Genomic DNA, 16,235 nt, shown 5'->3' with positions numbered 1-16,235 from the left:
GACCCTGGGCCGATCAGGCCAGATCGGGACCGGGAGTGTCGACTCCGAAGTGGTCGCGGGCCGAGCCGGTGCCGAACGTGGCGCGCAGTTCCATCTCCTGCTCGATCACCCCGGCGAGGCGGCGCACGCCTTCGCGGATGCGGTCGGGCTGTGGATAACAGTAGGACAGCCGCATCTGGCGGGCGCCCTGCGAGTCGCTGAAGAAGCCGGTGCCGGGGACGAACGCGACGCGCTCGGCGACCGCGCGGGGCAGGATCGCCTTGGAGTCGAGCCCTTCGGGCACGGTCATCCACACGAAGAAGCCGCCGGCCGGGCGGGTCCACGCGCAGCCTGGCGGCATCAGGGCCTCCAGCGAGGAGAGCATCGCGTCACGTCGTTCGCGGTAAAGCTCGCGGAAGGATTTGATCTGTTCGCGCCACGGCTGTGTCGCGAGGTACTGGCCCACCGCGAGCTGGGAGAACGTCGAATGCGACAGCACCGCCGACTCCATCGCGAGCACCAGCTTGTCGCGGATGGCGTGCGGGGCCAGGGCCCAGCCCACCCGGAAGCCGGGCGCGAGGGTCTTGGAGAACGAGCCGAGGTAGACCACCCCGTCGGGGTCGTCGGCGCGCAGGGCGCGCATGGGCTCGCCGTCGAAGCCGAGCAGGCCGTACGGGTTGTCCTCCACGACCAGGACGCCGGCGCGCTGGCAGATCTCCAGCACCTGGCGGCGGCGCTCGGCGGCGAGGGTCACGCCGGCCGGGTTCTGGAAGTTGGGGATCGTGTACAGGAACTTGACCCGCCTGCCCATGCGGGCGAGGGTCGTGAGGGTCTCCTCCAGCGCGGACGGGATCAGGCCGTCCTCGTCCATCGGTACGTGCACGACGGACGCCTGATAGGCGGCGAAGGTGCCGAGCGCGCCGACGTACGACGGGCCCTCGGCCAGGACCACGTCACCCGGGTCGATGAAGATCCGGGTGATCAGATCAAGCGCTTGCTGCGAGCCGACGGTCACCACGACGTCGTCAGGACCCGCCTCGATGCCCTCCAGCCGCATGACCTCGCAGATCTGCTCGCGCAGGTGCGGGTCTCCCTGGCCGGAGCCGTACTGCAGCGCGACCGGGCCGCGCCGCGCCACCAGGTCGGCGACCAGCTCGCCGACGACGTCGAGAGGAAGGGCCGTGACGTACGGCATGCCGCCGGCGAGCGAGACCACCTCGGGCCTCGACGCGACGGCGAAAAGAGCTCGGACCTCGGAGGCGACCATCCCGGTAGCTCGTGCGGCGTACCGATCGACATAGTTGTCGATGCGCGACCCGTGGGCCGCGGCCGTCCGACCGTGATCCGTCTCCTCCGTCACGGTCCACCTCCTAGTGGTCTATAGCCGGAGAAACCAGGGTACGTCACCATTCGTGACTGGCTTCACGGGGGACACGGGCTTGCCATGCGTCGCCACGTCGGGCACGTGACGCGCGGCTCGATCGTCAAGCCGCATGACGCGCCCCCCACTGGGCTACGATGCCAGACTGGGGACGCCGTTTTCGCGGGGTTTTCCACAGGACTCTCGGCAGGAGTGGGGGCAACTGTTGTCGCGTCGCCTCGCCAACGTCACGCTGGACAACCTTGACGACTTGCCGCGCAGATGCAGGCGGTGCGTGTTCTGGGAGCTCGACCCGGTCAGCGGCGAGCGGGCCGTCAAGTCCGGCGATCCGGCCCTGGAGAAGGAGGCGTGGATCTCGGCCACGCTCCTGGAGTGGGGGAGCTGCGGCAAGATCGTGTACGTCGACGGGGTGCCCGCCGGCTTCGTGCTCTACGCCCCGCCCCTGTACGTCCCGCGCTCGGTCGCCTTCCCCACCTCGCCGGTCAGCGCCGACGCGGTGCTGCTGATGACCGCGCACATCATCCCCGAGTTCTCCGGGGGCGGCCTCGGCCGCATGCTCATCCAGGGCGTCGCCAAGGACCTGACGCGGCGCGGCGTGAAGGCCATCGAGGCGTTCGGCGACCTGAAGTGGGAGGAGCCGAGCTGTCTGCTGCCCGCCGAGCACCTTCTCGCGGTCGGCTTCAAGACCGTCCGCCCGCACCTGCGCTACCCCCGGCTCCGCCTGGAACTGAAGTCCGCGGTGTCGTGGCGTGAGGACGTCGAGGTGGCCCTGGAGCGCCTGCTCGGCTCCATGACCCCAGAACGCGCCCTGCGCCCCGTCTGAGACGATCTCAGCGGCTTTCAGACATACGGGAGCCCCCTCACCCGGAAGGGTGAGGGGGCTCGGTGTTGGGTGGGTGCCGCTCGGAAGAGCGGTGGTACGGCGGGCGGTGGGGTCGCCCGGCCGCAGGGGGCCACCTGGAGCTCCGTGGGGACGAGCTCTAGATGATGCCCTCAAGCTCGCGAAGCAGCATGGCCTTCGGCTTGGCGCCGATGATCTGCTTCACGACCTCTCCGCCCTTATAGACGTTCAGGGTCGGGATCTGGAGTACGCCATAGGTCCGAACGGTCTCGGGATTCTCGTCGGTGTTGAGCTTGACGATCTCCAGCTTGTCCGAGTGGTCCTTGGCGATCTCTTCCAGGATCGGCGCGACCTGGCGGCACGGCCCGCACCACTCGGCCCAGAAGTCGACCAGAACGGGCTTGTCGTTCTTGAGCACGTCCTGCTCGAAGGACGCGTCGGTGACGTTCTTGATGGTGCCCATGGTGGACCCTCTCCTTAACTCTCCTGCAGGGCGAGCCAGCGCTCGGCGTCGAGCGACGCCTGACAACCGGTGCCGGCCGCGGTGATCGCCTGACGGTAGATGTGGTCGACGACGTCGCCGCACGCGAAGACGCCGTCGATCGTGGTGCCCGTGCCGGGCGCCTTGACCTTGATGTAACCCTCGTCGTCGAGCTCGATCTGTCCCTTGACCAGCTCGTTGCGCGGGTCGTGACCGATCGCCACGAAGACGCCGGTGACCGGCAGCTCGCTCTCCTCGCCGGTCTTGAGGTTGCGGACGCGCACGCCGGAGACGCGCTCCTCGCCCAGGACGTCCACCACCTCGCTGTCCCACAGGAAGCGGATCTTCTCGTTCGCGAACGCGCGGTCCTGCATGATCTTGCTGGCGCGCAGCGTGTCGCGACGGTGCACGACTGTCACGGAACGGGCGAACCTGGTCAGGAAGGTGGCCTCCTCCATCGCGGAGTCGCCGCCGCCGACCACGACGATGTCCTGGTCGCGGAAGAAGAAGCCGTCGCAGGTGGCACACCACGACACGCCGTGGCCGGACAGCCGCTTCTCGTTCGGCAGGCCCAGCTCACGGTAACGGGAGCCGGTCGCCAGGATGACGGCCTTGGCGTAGTACGTGTCGGTGGCGGTCTTGACGACCTTGGGGGAGGCGGCGAGATCGACCTCCACCACGTCGTCGGCCACCAGCTCGGCCCCGAACCGCTCGGCCTGCTTGCGCAGGTTGTCCATGAGGTCGGGCCCCATGATGCCGTCGGGGAAGCCGGGGAAGTTCTCCACGTCGGTGGTGTTCATCAGGGCGCCACCCGCGGTGACCGACCCCTCGAACACCAGCGGCCGAAGATCGGCGCGTGCGGAGTAGATCGCCGCCGTGTACCCGGCCGGGCCCGACCCGATGATGATCACGTTACGGACGTCGCTCACAGTCCACGCCTTTCCGGTCCGCTGAATGCCAGTCGCGTTAACAGATCCTAAGGTCTGGTGATTCCCGCCCGGCGGGACCTGCCGCTATGCGGAAGGGACAGAAAAAAGGAGCCCGCCGGGGGGCGGGCTCCTTCGGGTCTCAGCGGCGGCTCCGGTGTGGCGCTACCACTTGGCCAGGCCGGGCTTGCGCAGGTTCTTGCACTCGGGCCCGAGCACGCGCACCTGTACGGTGTTGGCGGCCCGGTCCTTCCAGAACAGCATGATCGTGGCCTCCTGGCCCAGGTAGTAGGCCCGGTCCACCTGGAACGGCTTGTCGCCGACGATGCCGGCGACCTTGTTCACGCACCGCGTCAGCTTCGCGTCGACCTCGTCCTCGCCCTTCTGAACGGGCGCGGGGGCGAAGTAGTCGCTCAGCGTGCCGCGCAGGTCGCGGTTGCTGTAGTTGAAGTCGGTTTCGGTGATCTTGTACGCCGGGCCGATCACCATCGTCTTGGACGGCGCGGCGATCGGGGCCGGACTGTTCGACGGCCCCGGCGACGCGGCGAACATCGTCGTGCCGACCGCGGCGGTGCCGATCACCGCGCACGCCGCGGCGGCGGACGCCACCGGCATCAGCCACCTGCGCCGTCTGCTCGCCCCCGCCTTGCGCCGCTTGGCCGGCACGATGGTGCCGTCGTCGGCGACCACGCCCAGCGGTAAGGGGCGCGCCTCGGGCTCGTGCCCGGCCTCCGGCTCGGGCACGGGAGCCGCGGCGAGGAAGGCCGGCTCCGGCTCCTCGGCCCGCACCCTGCGACGGGTCTCCCACGGGGAAGGCGTCTCCTCCTCGGCCGCCCACGGCGCCGCCGGTTCGGCGGGCCGCTCCGGCTCGGGCGCCCGTGCGGCGGGGGCCTCCCACGGGGGAGCCTCCTTCGCCGCCGTCTCCCAGGGGGAGCCGGCCATGAGACGGTCCCAGTCGGGGGCCTCCGCCAGCGCCACCGCCGTACGCGGCCGGCGTTCGGCCTCGGCGGCGAGAGCCTGGTCTATGCGTAGCGCGACCCCCATCGGCATGGCCGGTGTCGGCGTCGCGGCGAGCACCTCACGAACCGCCGCCAGGTCGGCCAGGCGTTCCCCGCAGGGATCGCAGACCGCGAGATGCTCGCGGACCTGTTTGGCCGTGGCGGCGTCGAGGAGACCTTCGGCCAGCTCGGCCAAGATCTCCAGGTCGTAGTGCGTGTCACCCGTCACGAAGTTCTGCTCCCTTCGCGGATGAGACGCGAGTGAGGTTGGATCGGTTCCGCAGATGCGAAAGAATCGGGGCAAGTTTCGCCCTTCCGCGGGCGCATCTGCTCTTCACCGTTCCACTGGGCACTTGCAGCACGTGAGCGGCGTCCTCCACCGAATAGCCCATCATGTCCACCAGCACGAGCGCGGCCCGCTGGTCGGCCGGCAGCGCCTTGAGCGCCGCGGACACCTCCATCGAGACCTCTCGCTCGCCGGTCTGGTCCGGCATCGGGGTGTCGCGCTCCGCGGCCTCGATCAGCTCGTCGTCGGCGACCGGGCGTACGGACTTGCGGCGCATGCGGTCCAGGCACGCGTTGACCACGATGCGGTGCAGCCACGTCGTGACCGCGGCCTCGCCGCGGAAGCTCTCGGCCTTGCGATAGGCGGAGACGAAGGCATCCTGGACGGCGTCGGCCGCCTCGTCGGGGTCGCCCAGCGTGCGCAGGGCCACCGCCCACATGCGGTCCCGGTGGCGCTTGACGATCTCGCTGAACGCGTGCGGGTCCCCGCCGATGTGGCGCGTGAGCAGTTCGGCGTCGGTCAGGGGGGACCGCGCCGTACGCTCCGCCTCCGGCGGGGTCTCGGGTGGTGAATTCACAAGGAGAGTCCTGCTATGCCGATCCGGGGGAGTAGACCACTACGTCATAGATGGTGCCACGATTTTCTCCTTGATCGGCCGGAACCCGAGTAAACCAGATCAAAACGTACCGACCGCTTGCGGATTCGTCGGGCGTCATGGTGATCTTCCCGCCGTCGGCGTCCTTCTCCTTGGCCACCGTCTTCAGCTCGCCCAGCTCGGCCGTGTCGCCGACCCGAAGCTCCAGGTCGGCGCCGGACGCCTTGCCCAGCGTGATCTCGACCTCGGACACCTTCACGGACTTGCCCATGTCGAGAATCAGGCCCACCCCGCCCTTCAGCGGGCCGAGGTCGGGCTCGTTGTAGTTCTCGGTGTGCCACTCGGTGGAGCCCTTGCCGTCGATCGCGTTGCGGGCGATCTCCTGGTGCTCCTCGCGGTCGCCGCGCGGGTCGAAGCCGCGGGCGCTCTTGGCCTTGATCGGCTCGGCCTTGGCGGTCTCGCTGGTCGGAGTGGGCGTCGGGCCGGTGGTGGGGGTGGCGCTGGGAGAGCCGAGGTTGCGGCCCAGGGTCCACGCGCCGAGCCCGACGGCCACCATCACCAGCAGCACGACGAGCGTCATCAGGGCCCGGTTCAGCACGCCGGGACGCCGCCGCGGCGGCGGGGGCGCGAGGGTCAGCGGGGCGCCGGTCTCGACACCGCCCCGCGCCATCTCGAACCGGACGTCCTCCTCCTCGCCCGGCATCACCCCGGGCGGCATGTTCGCCGCCATCGGCACCGGGACCGGCCGCGGCACGCCGCTCAGCGCGTCGGCGACCTCGGCGGGCGTGGTCAGCGGGGTCAGGCCGCGCCGCGCCTCGGGCAGCAGCGCCCGGCAGGTGATCGTGTCGAGGTAGCCGGGCACACCGGCCGTGACCTGGCGGGGAGACAGGTAGTGGCCGTCGTCCATCGGCGCGATGGGCAGGCCGCAGTCCTCGTCGTCGGCCGGCCAGTGGCCGGTCAGCCCGGCGTAGAGCAGCCGGCCCAGGCCCTGGGTGTCCTCCAGCGCGGGCTCGTCGCTGTAGAGATCGGACAGCGCCGCGTCCAGGCCGACGCCGAGCAGCTTCACCGTGCTGCCCGAGGTCCACACCAGGCGGTCGGGCCGCAGCCGCAGGTGCGCCAGCCCCGCCTCGTGCGCGTGGGCCAGCGCCTCGGCCGCCTCACCGACCAGCGCCGCCGCCCGCTCGGCCTCCAGCGGGCCCGCCGACAGCAGGTCGGCCAGCGTCTCGCCGGTCACCCACTCGCTGACCACATAGGAGTGGCCGTCGTCCTCGGCGGCGTCGAACACCTGGGTCAGCCGCGGGTCGGACAGCCTGCTCGCGGCCCGCGCCGCCGTGACGACCTCGCCGATCCGCGGGAAGTCGGGCGCGAAGGTGTGCACGGCGACGGGCCGGGCCAGGACCTCGTCGATGGCCTTCCACAGGGTCGCCCCCTCGGCCTCGGCCACCCGGTCCTCCAACCGGAACCGCTCGGCGAGTCGGGTGCCTGGTTCGACAGCGGGGGCGCTCATGCGGCGATCACCGTTCCATGCCTAGAAAGCGTGCCGCGGTGGCCGGGCCACGCAGTCAGGTCGGCATGCAACACCTGATGCCGGGTGGATCCGCCCACGCCCCTCCTGCTTCCATTCCGCCGCGTGTCGGGCACCATGGTAGTCCCGAGCCGGTTCCGCCCGTCCTTCAAGAAGAACGGTTCCGCCGGTCTCCCCCAGGGAAACCTGTCCCGGCCCGCAAACCTGACCCAGTCGGCCACATGCGACCCCTGGGTCCCCAAGGTCCCGAACGTCCATGATCTCTCTCAAACCACAAGACGCGTGAGTGAGCCCAACAGATTACTGTGTTTATTGCGATTGCTTCGCAATACGCGGGCTTGGGCGCCTCGCAGGGTCGTGTCTTCCCTCGTCGCTCCGGTCGCTTCGCTCCCTGCGCTCCTCCTCCAGACACGACCCGCGCCCAAGCCACCACAACCCACCTGGCGGGAACGAGGGAGGATCGCCCGCTTCCGGGTGAGTCCTCGGCCCGCCTGGCGCGGTGGCGGAGGGCCTAGCCTCTGCCGAGGCGGCCGGCTACCAGGCCGACTATGGAGCGGATCTCGGGGATGCGCATCCTGTGGGAGATGGCCAGGTAGAGCAGGCCGCCGAGGCCGCCGCCCGCTACGAGGATGATCAGGCTGGAGAGCAGGGTGAGGCCGGCGAAGGTCTCCACGGCCCACAGGACGGCCAGGGCCAGGGCGGCGGTGGGGATCGCGGCGACGTACATTCTGGTCAGGGACGCGGCGACGCGGCGGCCGTCCAGGCCGCCCACCCTGCGGCTGGCGAGCATCCAGGTGATGGTGCCGCCGGCGATGTAGGTGACGGTGAAGGAGAAGGCCAGGCCCATGACGATGTACTCGGCCGGGAGGGTGAGGTAGGCCAGCAGGCTCAGCCCGGCGCTGACCGCGGCGTTCGCCAGGGCGATCAGGGCCGGGGTGCGGGTGTCGCCGAAGCTGTAGAACACGCGCAGCAGGAGCTGGAAGACCGAGAACGGCACCAGCGCCAGGCCGAAGACCTGGAGCACGTTGCCGATGTAGATGGCGTCCTGGGTGGTCATGTTGCCGTGGCCGAAGATGATCACGGTGAGGGCGGGGCCGAGGACCATCAGCAGCAGGCCCGACGGGACGATGACCGAGGAGACCAGGCGTACGCCGCTGGAGAACTCCTCGCGGACCATGTCGTACTGGCCGTCGGCGACCGAGCGGCTCATGCGGGGGAGCATCGCGGTGATCACCGAGACGGCGATGATGCCGTAGGGGAGCTGGAAGAGCTGCCAGGCGTAGGAGTAGGCGGCGTTGCCGGCCCCGGGGGCCATGTCGCCGGCGCCGGTGGCGAGCTTGGTGGTGACCCAGAAGCTGGCCTGGCTGATCCCGACGTACGCGAAGGTCCAGGTGGCGGTGCGGCCCATCTCGCCCAGGCCCGCGTTGCGCAGGTCGAAGCGGGGGCGGAAGCGGAAGCCCACGCGGTGCAGCGAGATCACCAGGGCCAGGCACTGGACCACGATGCCGGCCGTGGTGCCCAGGCCGAGCAGCGCCAGGTCGGAGCGGGTGACCTCCTCCACGGCGCTGCCCGCGTCGCTGACGACCAGGTAGAGCAGGCCGACCGCGATCATGACGAGGTTGTTCAGCACCGGGGCCCACATCGGGGCGGCGAAGCGGTCGCGGGTGTTGAGGATCGCCCCGGCCAGGGCGCCGATCCCGAAGAAGGCGATCTGCGGCAGGATGAACCGGGCCAGCGTCACCGCGGCCTCGCGCTTGGGGCCCGTCCAGTCGTCGGTGTAGAGATCGACGATCTGCGGGGCGAGCGCCACCGCGAGCACCGCCACCGCGGTCAGCGCCAGGATCGCCAGCGTCATCAGCCGCTGCTCGTACGCCCGCCCGCCGTCGGGGTCGTTCCGCTGCGCCCGTACGATCATGGGCACGATGACGCTGCTCAGCACACCACCGATGAGCAGGTCGAACAGGATCAGCGGGATGGTGTAGGCCACGTTGTACGCGTCGCCGAGCGCGGCCGTGCCGATGGCCGCGGCCAGCACGGCCGTACGCAGGAAGCCGGTGACGCGGGACACGAGGGTGCCCGCCGCCATGATCGCGCCCGCGCGCAGCACCCTGCTCATTCCTCGCTCATGCCTCTTCGCTCATGTGTTGTCTCCGCCGCCGACCCGCTGTGCGGGGTCGTGCGTCGTGCCCGTCTTCTCGCCCTCGGCGCCGGCCGGGGGCCGCTGCTCGCCGGACGCCTTGGCGGCCGGGGCCGCCTTCGCCGCCTTCGCGGCCTTCGCGGCCTTCGCGGCCTTCGCGGCCCGGCGGGACCTGCGGCGCAGGACCCGCAGCACCACCGCGGCCAGCATGACCGACAGGGCGCCGCCCACGATCACCAGCGCGATCCCGGTGTAGCCGGTCGTGCGCACGGTCAGCTCGACCGGAGGGCCGTAGCGCCGGCCCTGCTCGGTGCGCAGTTGCACGGTCACCTTGGTCTCGCCGCTCGTGTGCGCGGTCAGCGGCACCTGGAGGGTCTGGTTCTGGTTGGCGCCGACGAGCACCACCGGATCGTACGGCCTGATCTCCAGCAGCTTGGGGTTGGACGAGGTGACGTCGACCCGGATCGTTACCGAATCGCGCAGTGAGTTGTGCACGCTGATCGGCACCACGCCGTCGGCGCCGGCGAGCGTGCGCGGCTGCTCGGTGCCGGTGACCGACACGTCGTCGATGCGGTCGGCGATGGCGGAGTCGATGCGCTCGACGGCGGCGCGCGCGGTGCCGGTGCCGCCGCGCCAGCCGGAGGAGGTCAGCCGCAGCACGGCCCGGCTGAACGCCTGCCGCTCGTCGCCGTTGGTGACCAGCGCGGTGAGGTCGGCCTGGGTGCTGGTCTTCTTCACGGTGGCGAGGTAGGACTTGCTCAGCTCGTCGCGGCGGTTCTGGTCGGTGTAGGTCAGGTCGCCGCGCGGGGTGGGGGTCTTGGGCTGCTTCAGCCCGGTGACCGGGGTCTGGCCGCTGAGCCAGGGCAGTCCGGCGGCGGTCTTCAGCAGGCCGGAGACGAACTCGGGGTCGGGGTGCCAGCGCCGGTAGGGCGTGACCAGGAGGTTGCGCGGGGTCTCGGGGACCTCGTTGGCGATCATCGCGGTCTCGGCCACGAACCGCTGCTTGGCCAGGGTCGCGGCCCCGGGCGTGCTCACGTCGGCGCCGAGGGCCTGGCTCAGCACCGGGTCGGCGACCACCGCGGTGACGTCGCCGTAGACGCTGCCGAGGGTGGTGACCGCGTCGGGCGTGGTGGTGACCGACGGGTCGGGCGGCAGGTTGTCCTGCGACAGCAGGACCCTGCGCACGCCGCCGCCCGCGAGCGCGTCGAGCGCGTCGTAGTCGAGCAGGCCGCCGGGCGGCCAGGCGACGTCGGTGGGCACGTCGCGGCCGAGCATCTGCTTGGCGACCTCGGCCGAGGCGGAGATGGCGGTGCCGGTGGCGGTGTCGAGGCCCTGGTGGACGAGCGCGGCGACGTCGGGGTCGGCGTACGGCGCGGCGAAGACCGAGGTGTTGGCGAGCGCGGTGCGCAGCCCGTCGAGCCAGGGCGCCGCGGCCGGTTCGGCGGGACGCCGTTGCGCGTCGGCGCCGGTGCCCACGGTGTACGCCGCGGTCATCGCGTTGACGTCGTCGAGCAGGGACGGATCGACCATCCAGGTGACGTTCTTGGCCGAGGCGGTGCTCTGGACCAGCTTCAGCAGGTCGGCCAGGCGCCCGCCGGAGGCCAGGGAGGTGCGCAGGTCGTCGTCGAGGAAGGTGCGGTCGTCGCTGCGCCGCGGCCGGGCGTCCACCAGCGGCAGCACCACGCTCAGCTTGCTCCGCGCGACCTTGTGGTCCTTGGGGGCGAACGGCATGAACGTGCGCTGCAGCGCCAGCGAGCGGCCCAGGGAGTCGACCACCTCGACGGCCAGGGGGTAGACCCCGAACCGCCACTGCTCCATCTGGGCGGGGGAGACGGTGAACTCCCACTCCTGCTTCGCCCCCGCGGCGAGGGAGGGGATCTGCATGGAGGCCGACAGCGACGCGCGGTCAGGCGGCCCCTGGCCGGCCTGGTAGGCGGCCATCTCGGCCCGGCTCGCCAGCGGCGTGGGGGAGTTGCGCAGCCGTAGCCGCAGGTTGTACAGCGGCGCGCCGGTGTTGTTGACGTACGTGCCGGAGATCTTGATCTCGGTGGCGCGCTCGCGGGGCACGTCGGGCGTGATCGACTCGATGACCAGCGGCGGGGTCTGGCGGGCCCCCCTGCCCTGCTCGGCGTTCGCGGTCGCCGTGGCGGCCGGGCCGGGGGTCGCGGTGGCAGCCGTGGCCGCCGCCGCGCTCGCCGCGGGAGCGAGGAGCGTGGCGGTCAGGGCGGTCAGCAGCGCGGCTTCGCGGATCACGTGCCGGCCCGGGTTCGAGTACGGCGCACGCCCGCAATGCTATGGCCTCCGCACCGCCCGGGGGTGCGCCTGACGCGGTACGCCGGCAACCGGCAGGGGCCGCCGGGGGGCGAGGTCCAGCCGCTTGCCGGAGACGAGGGAGAGCAGGTCGGCGGCCCGGATGGACAGCGCGGTGTGGCGCTCGCCGGTGGGCGTGCGGAACAGCCTCGCGCCGCCTTGACCGGCGTGTTCCTCCTGGCCGACGTACAACCGCTCGTCGATGAGCAGGGCGAGCGTCTCGGGGAGCAGCAGCGGGCACACCAGGCCGTCGGCGTACTCGGTGGCGGCGTTGACCAGGAACGCGGGCGCGGGGCGCACCTTGCGGGCGCCCAGAATCGCGCCCACGATGCCGGGGCTCGGCGGCGCGGCGACGGAGGACAACACGGCGACCGGTTCGAGCCCGACACGCGTGTCCACCTCGAAGACCGTGACCTCCAGACAGTCGGCGGGATCGGCGCCGAGAACGTCCGGAAGCTCCCTGGCGGACGTCAGCGCCCGCGGAAGGCGTACGATCTCATGATGGACTTGGTGTGCGAGGAGCCATCGATGGATCGCGAGGGCGTCCTTCATATGCGCGCTCCTAGCCTCGTCGCACGACCTCCGACGGTCTGTCCGAACTACTGATCGACCGTGGCCCGGTGACCGCCGACGGTGTACATCCGACGGGTTACACCAGGTATGGCCGGGGAGAACATTCTCCGTACCCGAAGGACCTACCCAGCTTGTCCGAATCGAATCTGACCCGGAGCGCGCCGGAGTCCCCGGCGCGTCCGGCCGTGCCGCTCATGGACCTGTTCCGCCGCATCTCCCCGATCGCCGGGGAACTCGGTGAGATCTTCGCCGCCAAGGGGCACGAGCTGGCCCTCGTCGGCGGCTCCGTACGCGACGTGTTCCTCGGCCGCGCCGGAAACGACCTCGACCTGACCACAGACGCCAGGCCCGAGCGGGTGCTGGAGATCGTGCGCGACTGGGCCGACTCGGTCTGGACGATCGGGATCGACTTCGGCACGGTGGGGGTGCGCAAGGGCGGCCTCCTGCTGGAGATCACGACGTACCGGAGCGAGGCGTACGACCCGAAGTCGCGCAAGCCCGAGGTGGCGTACGGCGACGACCTGGGCGAGGACCTGTCGCGGCGCGACTTCGCGGTCAACGCGATGGCGGTGCGGCTGCCCGCGCGCGAGCCCGCCGACTTCGTCGATCCGTACGGCGGCCTGGCCGATCTGGCGGCCAAGGTGCTGCGCACGCCCGGCCCGCCGGAGCGGTCCTTCGACGACGACCCGCTGCGCATGCTGCGCGCGGCCAGGTTCGCCGCCCAGCTCGGGTTCAGCATCGACCCGCCGACGTTCGAGGCCGTGAAGCGCATGGCCGAGCGGATCGAGATCGTCTCGGCCGAGCGCATCCAGGCCGAGCTGGACAAGCTGATCCAGGGCGCCCACCCGCGCCGGGGCCTGACCCTGCTGGTCGATTCCGGGCTGGCCGCGCACGTGCTGCCGGAGCTGCCCAAGCTGCGCCTGGAGATCGACGAGCACCACCGGCACAAGGACGTCTACGAGCACACGCTGATCGTGCTGGAGCAGGCCATCGCGCTGGAGGAGAGCGGCCCCGACCGGGTGCTGCGCTGGGCGGCGCTGCTGCACGACATCGGCAAGCCCAAGACGCGCAGGCACGAGCCGGGCGGGCGGGTCTCCTTCCACCACCACGAGGTGGTGGGCGCGCAGATGGCCAAGAAGCGGCTCAGTGAGCTGAAGTTCCCCAAGGACGTCGTGGCCGACGTGGCGCGGCTGGTGGAGCTGCACCTGCGCTTCCACGGCTACGGCACCGGCGAGTGGACCGACAGCGCCGTACGCCGCTACGTACGCGACGCCGGGCACCTGCTGGACCGACTGCACAAGCTGACCCGGGCCGACTGCACCACCCGCAACAAGCGCAAGGCGCTGGCGCTCTCGCGCACCTACGACCACCTGGAGGAGCGGATCGCCCGGCTGGCCGAGGAGGAGGAGCTGGCCAAGATCCGCCCCGAGCTCGACGGCAACGAGATCCAGCGCATCCTGGGCATCGGGCCGGGGCCGGTGGTCGGCAAGGCGTACAAGTTCCTGCTCGACATGCGCCTGGACAAGGGCCTGATCGGCAAGGACGCCGCCGAGGAGGCCCTGCGCGCCTGGGCCGAGTCGCAGGGGCTGTGAGCGTAGCCTTCGACCATGGAGATCGCGTCCTTCGACCGTGAGCACGTCTGGCACCCGTACGCCCCGGTGCCGGCGCCCGTGCCGCAGCATGTGGTGACCGGGGCGTCCGGGGTGCGGATCGCGCTCGCCGACGGCCGCGAGCTGGTGGACGGCATGTCGTCATGGTGGTCGGCCATCCACGGCTACCGGCACCCCCGGCTGGACCGGGCGATCGGCGACCAGCTCGGCGCCATGGCGCACGTCATGTTCGGCGGGCTCACCCACGCCCCGGCGGTGGAGCTGGCGCGCACGCTGACCGCGATGACCGGGCTGCCCAAGGTGTTCTTCGCCGACTCGGGGTCGGTGGCGGTCGAGGTCGCGATCAAGATGGCGCTGCAGTACGGCCGGGCGTCCGGGCGCACACGGCTGATGACGGTGCGCGGCGGCTACCACGGCGACACGTTCGGCGCGATGGCCGTGTGCGACCCGGTCAACGGCATGCACCACATGTTCGCCTCCGTGCTGCCCGAGCACGTGTTCGCGGGCGAGCCGCCCGCCCACCTGAGCGAGGCGTACCTCGCCGAGCTGGAGAGCACCGTGGCCCGCCACTCCGCCGAGCTGGCCGCGATCATCGTGGAGCCGGTGGTGCAGGGCGCGGGCGGCATGCGGTTCTACCATCCGGGCTACCTGCGCAGGCTGCGCGAGCTGGCCGACGAGCACGGCATCCTGCTGATCGCCGACGAGATCGCCACCGGGTTCGGCCGCACAGGGGAGCTGTTCGGCTGCGACCACGCCGGGGTGCGGCCCGACATCATGTGCCTGGGCAAGGCGCTGACCGGCGGCTACCTGTCGCTGGCGGCGACCCTGTGCACCGAGCGGGTGGCCGAGGGCGTCGGGGTGCTGATGCACGGGCCCACGTTCATGGCCAACCCGCTGGCCACGGCGGTGGCGCGGGCGTCGCTGGAGCTGCTGGCCGAGCGGCCCTGGCGCGAGGAGGTCAAGGGCATCGAGGCGGGCCTGAGCGAGGGGCTGGCGGGCGCGCGCGGGCTGCCGGGGGTGCGCGACGTACGCGTGCTGGGGGCGATCGGCGTGATCGAGACCGAGGCCCCGGTCGATGTGCCGGAGGTTCAGCGCACCGTGATGGCGCACGGGGTCTGGCTGCGGCCCTTCGGGCGGCTGATCTACACCATGCCGCCGTATCCGATCGGCGCGGACGACCTGGCCCTGATCACACGGGCGATGGTGGCCGCCGCTCAGGCGCTCTGAGCCACCCGGGGGGCCGAGGGGGTGGCCGCCCGGTAGGCGAGCGCCCCGGCGATGTAGCCCAGGCCGATGATGGCCACCACGGTGTAGGACTTGCCGTTCATCGGCAGCAGGACCGCCGCGAACGCCGCCGCGAGGACGTACATGCCGTTGAACAGCATGTCGTAGATCGAGAAGATCCGGCCGAGGTAGGCGTCGTCGGCGTCGCGCTGCACCGAGGTGTCGGCGCAGATCTTCACGCTCTGGCCGGTGACCCCGAGGACGAAGCCCGCGACGGGGAAGCCCCACTCCTGGAACGGCGCGCACAGCGCGACCCCGGTGACGCCGGCCGTGACCAGCATGATCGGCACCCAGGTCTCGATGCGGAACCGCTGGGTGGCCCACGGAGTGACCAGCACGGCCACGAAGAAGCCCGCGCCGGAGGTGCCGAGCACCAGGGCGATGCCGCGCAGCGCCTCCTCGGCGTCGTCGGTGAAGTAGTAGCGGTACAGCATGATCAGCATGGCGGTGCACATGCCGTACATGAAGCGGTGGGTGGACATCGCGCCCAGCGCGGCGGCGGCCCTGCGGTGGTGCGCGATGTGCCGCAGGCCGTCCACCAGGCCGGTGAGCACGTTCCGCACCGCCTCGCGGGCCTGCGGCCGGTCGGGGTCGTACGCCGGGCCGAGCAGCGAGCGCGCCATGGTCGCGGCGATCAGCGCGGCCATCACGAACACCACGCCCGAGGTCACCAGCAGCAGCGCCGTGCCGCCGGCCTCGGGGCCGAAGACGCCGCGCAGCAGGAAGCCCGCGCCCGCCCCGACGAACGTGACCACGGTGCCGGAGGTCGGCGTGACCGCGTTGGCCATCAGCAGACGGTCGGCCGGCACCACGTGCGGCAGCGAGGCCCCCAGCGCGGCCAGGAAGAACCGGTTCACGCCCAGCACGCCGAGCGCCACCCCGTAGAACCAGAAGTCGGGGGCGCGGACGGCGACCAGCGCGGCGGCGACCACCAGCAGCGCGCCCCGGATCAGCGGCGCGATGAGCAGGATCTGCCGCCGCGACCACCGGTCGATGAACACCCCCGCGAACGGCCCCAGCACCGAGTAGGGCAGCAGCAGCACCGCGAGCCCGGCGGCCACCGACGCGGCGCTGGTCTGGGTCTCGGGGCTGAAGAAGGCGTAGCCCGCGACTCCGAACTGGAAGATGCCGTCGGAGAACTGCGAGACCAGGCGGGTGGCGAACAGCCGCCTGAAATCGCGGCCCTGGAGGACCGCACGCAGATCGGAGAGGTAGGACACCCGGTAAGACTACGGGCCCCGCCCCGGGCCGGGCATCCGGATGAACCCTTAGAGCACCCCCGGGTCCATCATGATCAGTTATGCTACCT

13 protein-coding genes are annotated in these 16,235 nt (G+C 71.3%); 3 read left to right on the top strand and 10 right to left on the bottom strand.

Annotated features, from left to right (window positions below):
- Positions 1–13: 13 nt before the first annotated feature.
- Positions 14–1,246: an aminotransferase-like domain-containing protein gene (locus HNP84_RS00825; RefSeq protein ID WP_185047832.1), complete on the bottom strand. Its 1,233-nt coding sequence runs from the start codon at positions 1,244–1,246 to the stop codon at positions 14–16.
- Between the two features lie 319 nt (positions 1,247–1,565).
- Between HNP84_RS00825 and HNP84_RS00820 the strand changes: the two genes are divergently transcribed.
- Positions 1,566–2,183 (top strand): GNAT family N-acetyltransferase, encoded by a 618-nt coding sequence (locus HNP84_RS00820; RefSeq protein WP_185047367.1) that lies wholly within the window; start codon positions 1,566–1,568, stop codon positions 2,181–2,183.
- A 157-nt stretch (positions 2,184–2,340) separates the two neighbouring features.
- Here HNP84_RS00820 and trxA read toward each other — a convergent pair whose 3' ends face one another.
- From trxA to HNP84_RS00780, 8 genes are all read right to left on the bottom strand, one after another.
- Complete coding sequence (trxA, locus tag HNP84_RS00815; protein ID WP_185047366.1) at positions 2,341–2,664, bottom strand: thioredoxin; 324 nt, start codon at positions 2,662–2,664, stop codon at positions 2,341–2,343.
- 14 nt (positions 2,665–2,678) lie between these two features.
- Positions 2,679–3,611, bottom strand: coding sequence for a thioredoxin-disulfide reductase (gene trxB, locus HNP84_RS00810; RefSeq protein ID WP_185047365.1), 933 nt, complete (start codon positions 3,609–3,611; stop codon positions 2,679–2,681).
- 162 nt (positions 3,612–3,773) lie between these two features.
- Positions 3,774–4,835 (bottom strand): RsmA family anti-sigma factor, encoded by a 1,062-nt coding sequence (locus HNP84_RS00805; RefSeq protein WP_185047364.1) that lies wholly within the window; start codon positions 4,833–4,835, stop codon positions 3,774–3,776.
- Positions 4,825–5,469 carry an RNA polymerase sigma factor SigM gene (gene sigM, locus HNP84_RS00800; protein ID WP_185047363.1) on the bottom strand — a complete coding sequence of 215 codons (645 nt, stop codon included), beginning with the start codon at positions 5,467–5,469 and terminating at the stop codon, positions 4,825–4,827. Before sigM ends, HNP84_RS00805 begins: the two co-directional genes overlap by 11 nt.
- A gap of 13 nt (positions 5,470–5,482) precedes the next feature.
- Positions 5,483–6,994: a protein kinase family protein gene (locus HNP84_RS00795; RefSeq protein WP_185047362.1), complete on the bottom strand. Its 1,512-nt coding sequence runs from the start codon at positions 6,992–6,994 to the stop codon at positions 5,483–5,485.
- 529 nt (positions 6,995–7,523) lie between these two features.
- Positions 7,524–9,128, bottom strand: coding sequence for a murein biosynthesis integral membrane protein MurJ (murJ, locus tag HNP84_RS00790; RefSeq protein ID WP_185047361.1), 1,605 nt, complete (start codon positions 9,126–9,128; stop codon positions 7,524–7,526).
- A 21-nt stretch (positions 9,129–9,149) separates the two neighbouring features.
- Positions 9,150–11,402 carry a DUF6049 family protein gene (locus HNP84_RS00785; protein ID WP_185047360.1) on the bottom strand — a complete coding sequence of 751 codons (2,253 nt, stop codon included), beginning with the start codon at positions 11,400–11,402 and terminating at the stop codon, positions 9,150–9,152.
- 39 nt (positions 11,403–11,441) lie between these two features.
- The gene (locus tag HNP84_RS00780) at positions 11,442–12,011 is read right to left on the bottom strand and encodes an aminoacyl-tRNA deacylase (RefSeq protein ID WP_185047359.1); all 570 of its coding nucleotides are present in this window, start codon (positions 12,009–12,011) and stop codon (positions 11,442–11,444) included.
- A 215-nt stretch (positions 12,012–12,226) separates the two neighbouring features.
- On the opposite strand from HNP84_RS00780, the gene HNP84_RS00775 reads away from it, so the two are divergent.
- On the top strand, positions 12,227–13,624 hold the full coding sequence (locus HNP84_RS00775; RefSeq protein WP_185047831.1) for a CCA tRNA nucleotidyltransferase: 1,398 nt from the start codon (positions 12,227–12,229) through the stop codon (positions 13,622–13,624).
- 15 nt (positions 13,625–13,639) lie between these two features.
- Complete coding sequence (locus tag HNP84_RS00770) at positions 13,640–14,869, top strand: adenosylmethionine--8-amino-7-oxononanoate transaminase (RefSeq protein WP_185047358.1); 1,230 nt, start codon at positions 13,640–13,642, stop codon at positions 14,867–14,869.
- On the opposite strand, the gene HNP84_RS00765 is transcribed toward HNP84_RS00770, so the two are convergent.
- Positions 14,857–16,146: an MFS transporter gene (locus HNP84_RS00765; RefSeq protein WP_185047357.1), complete on the bottom strand. Its 1,290-nt coding sequence runs from the start codon at positions 16,144–16,146 to the stop codon at positions 14,857–14,859. The two genes, HNP84_RS00770 and HNP84_RS00765, sit on opposite strands and share 13 nt — an antisense overlap.
- Positions 16,147–16,235 lie beyond the last annotated feature (89 nt).

The organism is Thermocatellispora tengchongensis, from assembly GCF_014202315.1.
In the GTDB taxonomy this organism is placed as follows: domain Bacteria; phylum Actinomycetota; class Actinomycetes; order Streptosporangiales; family Streptosporangiaceae; genus Thermocatellispora; species Thermocatellispora tengchongensis.
Note: the sequence above shows the minus strand (reverse complement) of the source record. Positions and strands in the feature narration are given on the sequence as shown.

Coding starts and splice junctions, on each gene's coding strand:
- HNP84_RS00770 (WP_185047358.1), top strand. CDS start 13,640: ATGGAGATCGCGTCCTTCGACCGTGAGCACGTCTGGCACCCGTACGCC.
- HNP84_RS00780 (WP_185047359.1), bottom strand. CDS start 12,011: ATGAAGGACGCCCTCGCGATCCATCGATGGCTCCTCGCACACCAAGTC.
- HNP84_RS00795 (WP_185047362.1), bottom strand. CDS start 6,994: ATGAGCGCCCCCGCTGTCGAACCAGGCACCCGACTCGCCGAGCGGTTC.
- murJ (WP_185047361.1), bottom strand. CDS start 9,128: ATGAGCAGGGTGCTGCGCGCGGGCGCGATCATGGCGGCGGGCACCCTC.
- trxA (WP_185047366.1), bottom strand. CDS start 2,664: ATGGGCACCATCAAGAACGTCACCGACGCGTCCTTCGAGCAGGACGTG.
- HNP84_RS00825 (WP_185047832.1), bottom strand. CDS start 1,246: ATGGTCGCCTCCGAGGTCCGAGCTCTTTTCGCCGTCGCGTCGAGGCCC.
- HNP84_RS00775 (WP_185047831.1), top strand. CDS start 12,227: ATGGACCTGTTCCGCCGCATCTCCCCGATCGCCGGGGAACTCGGTGAG.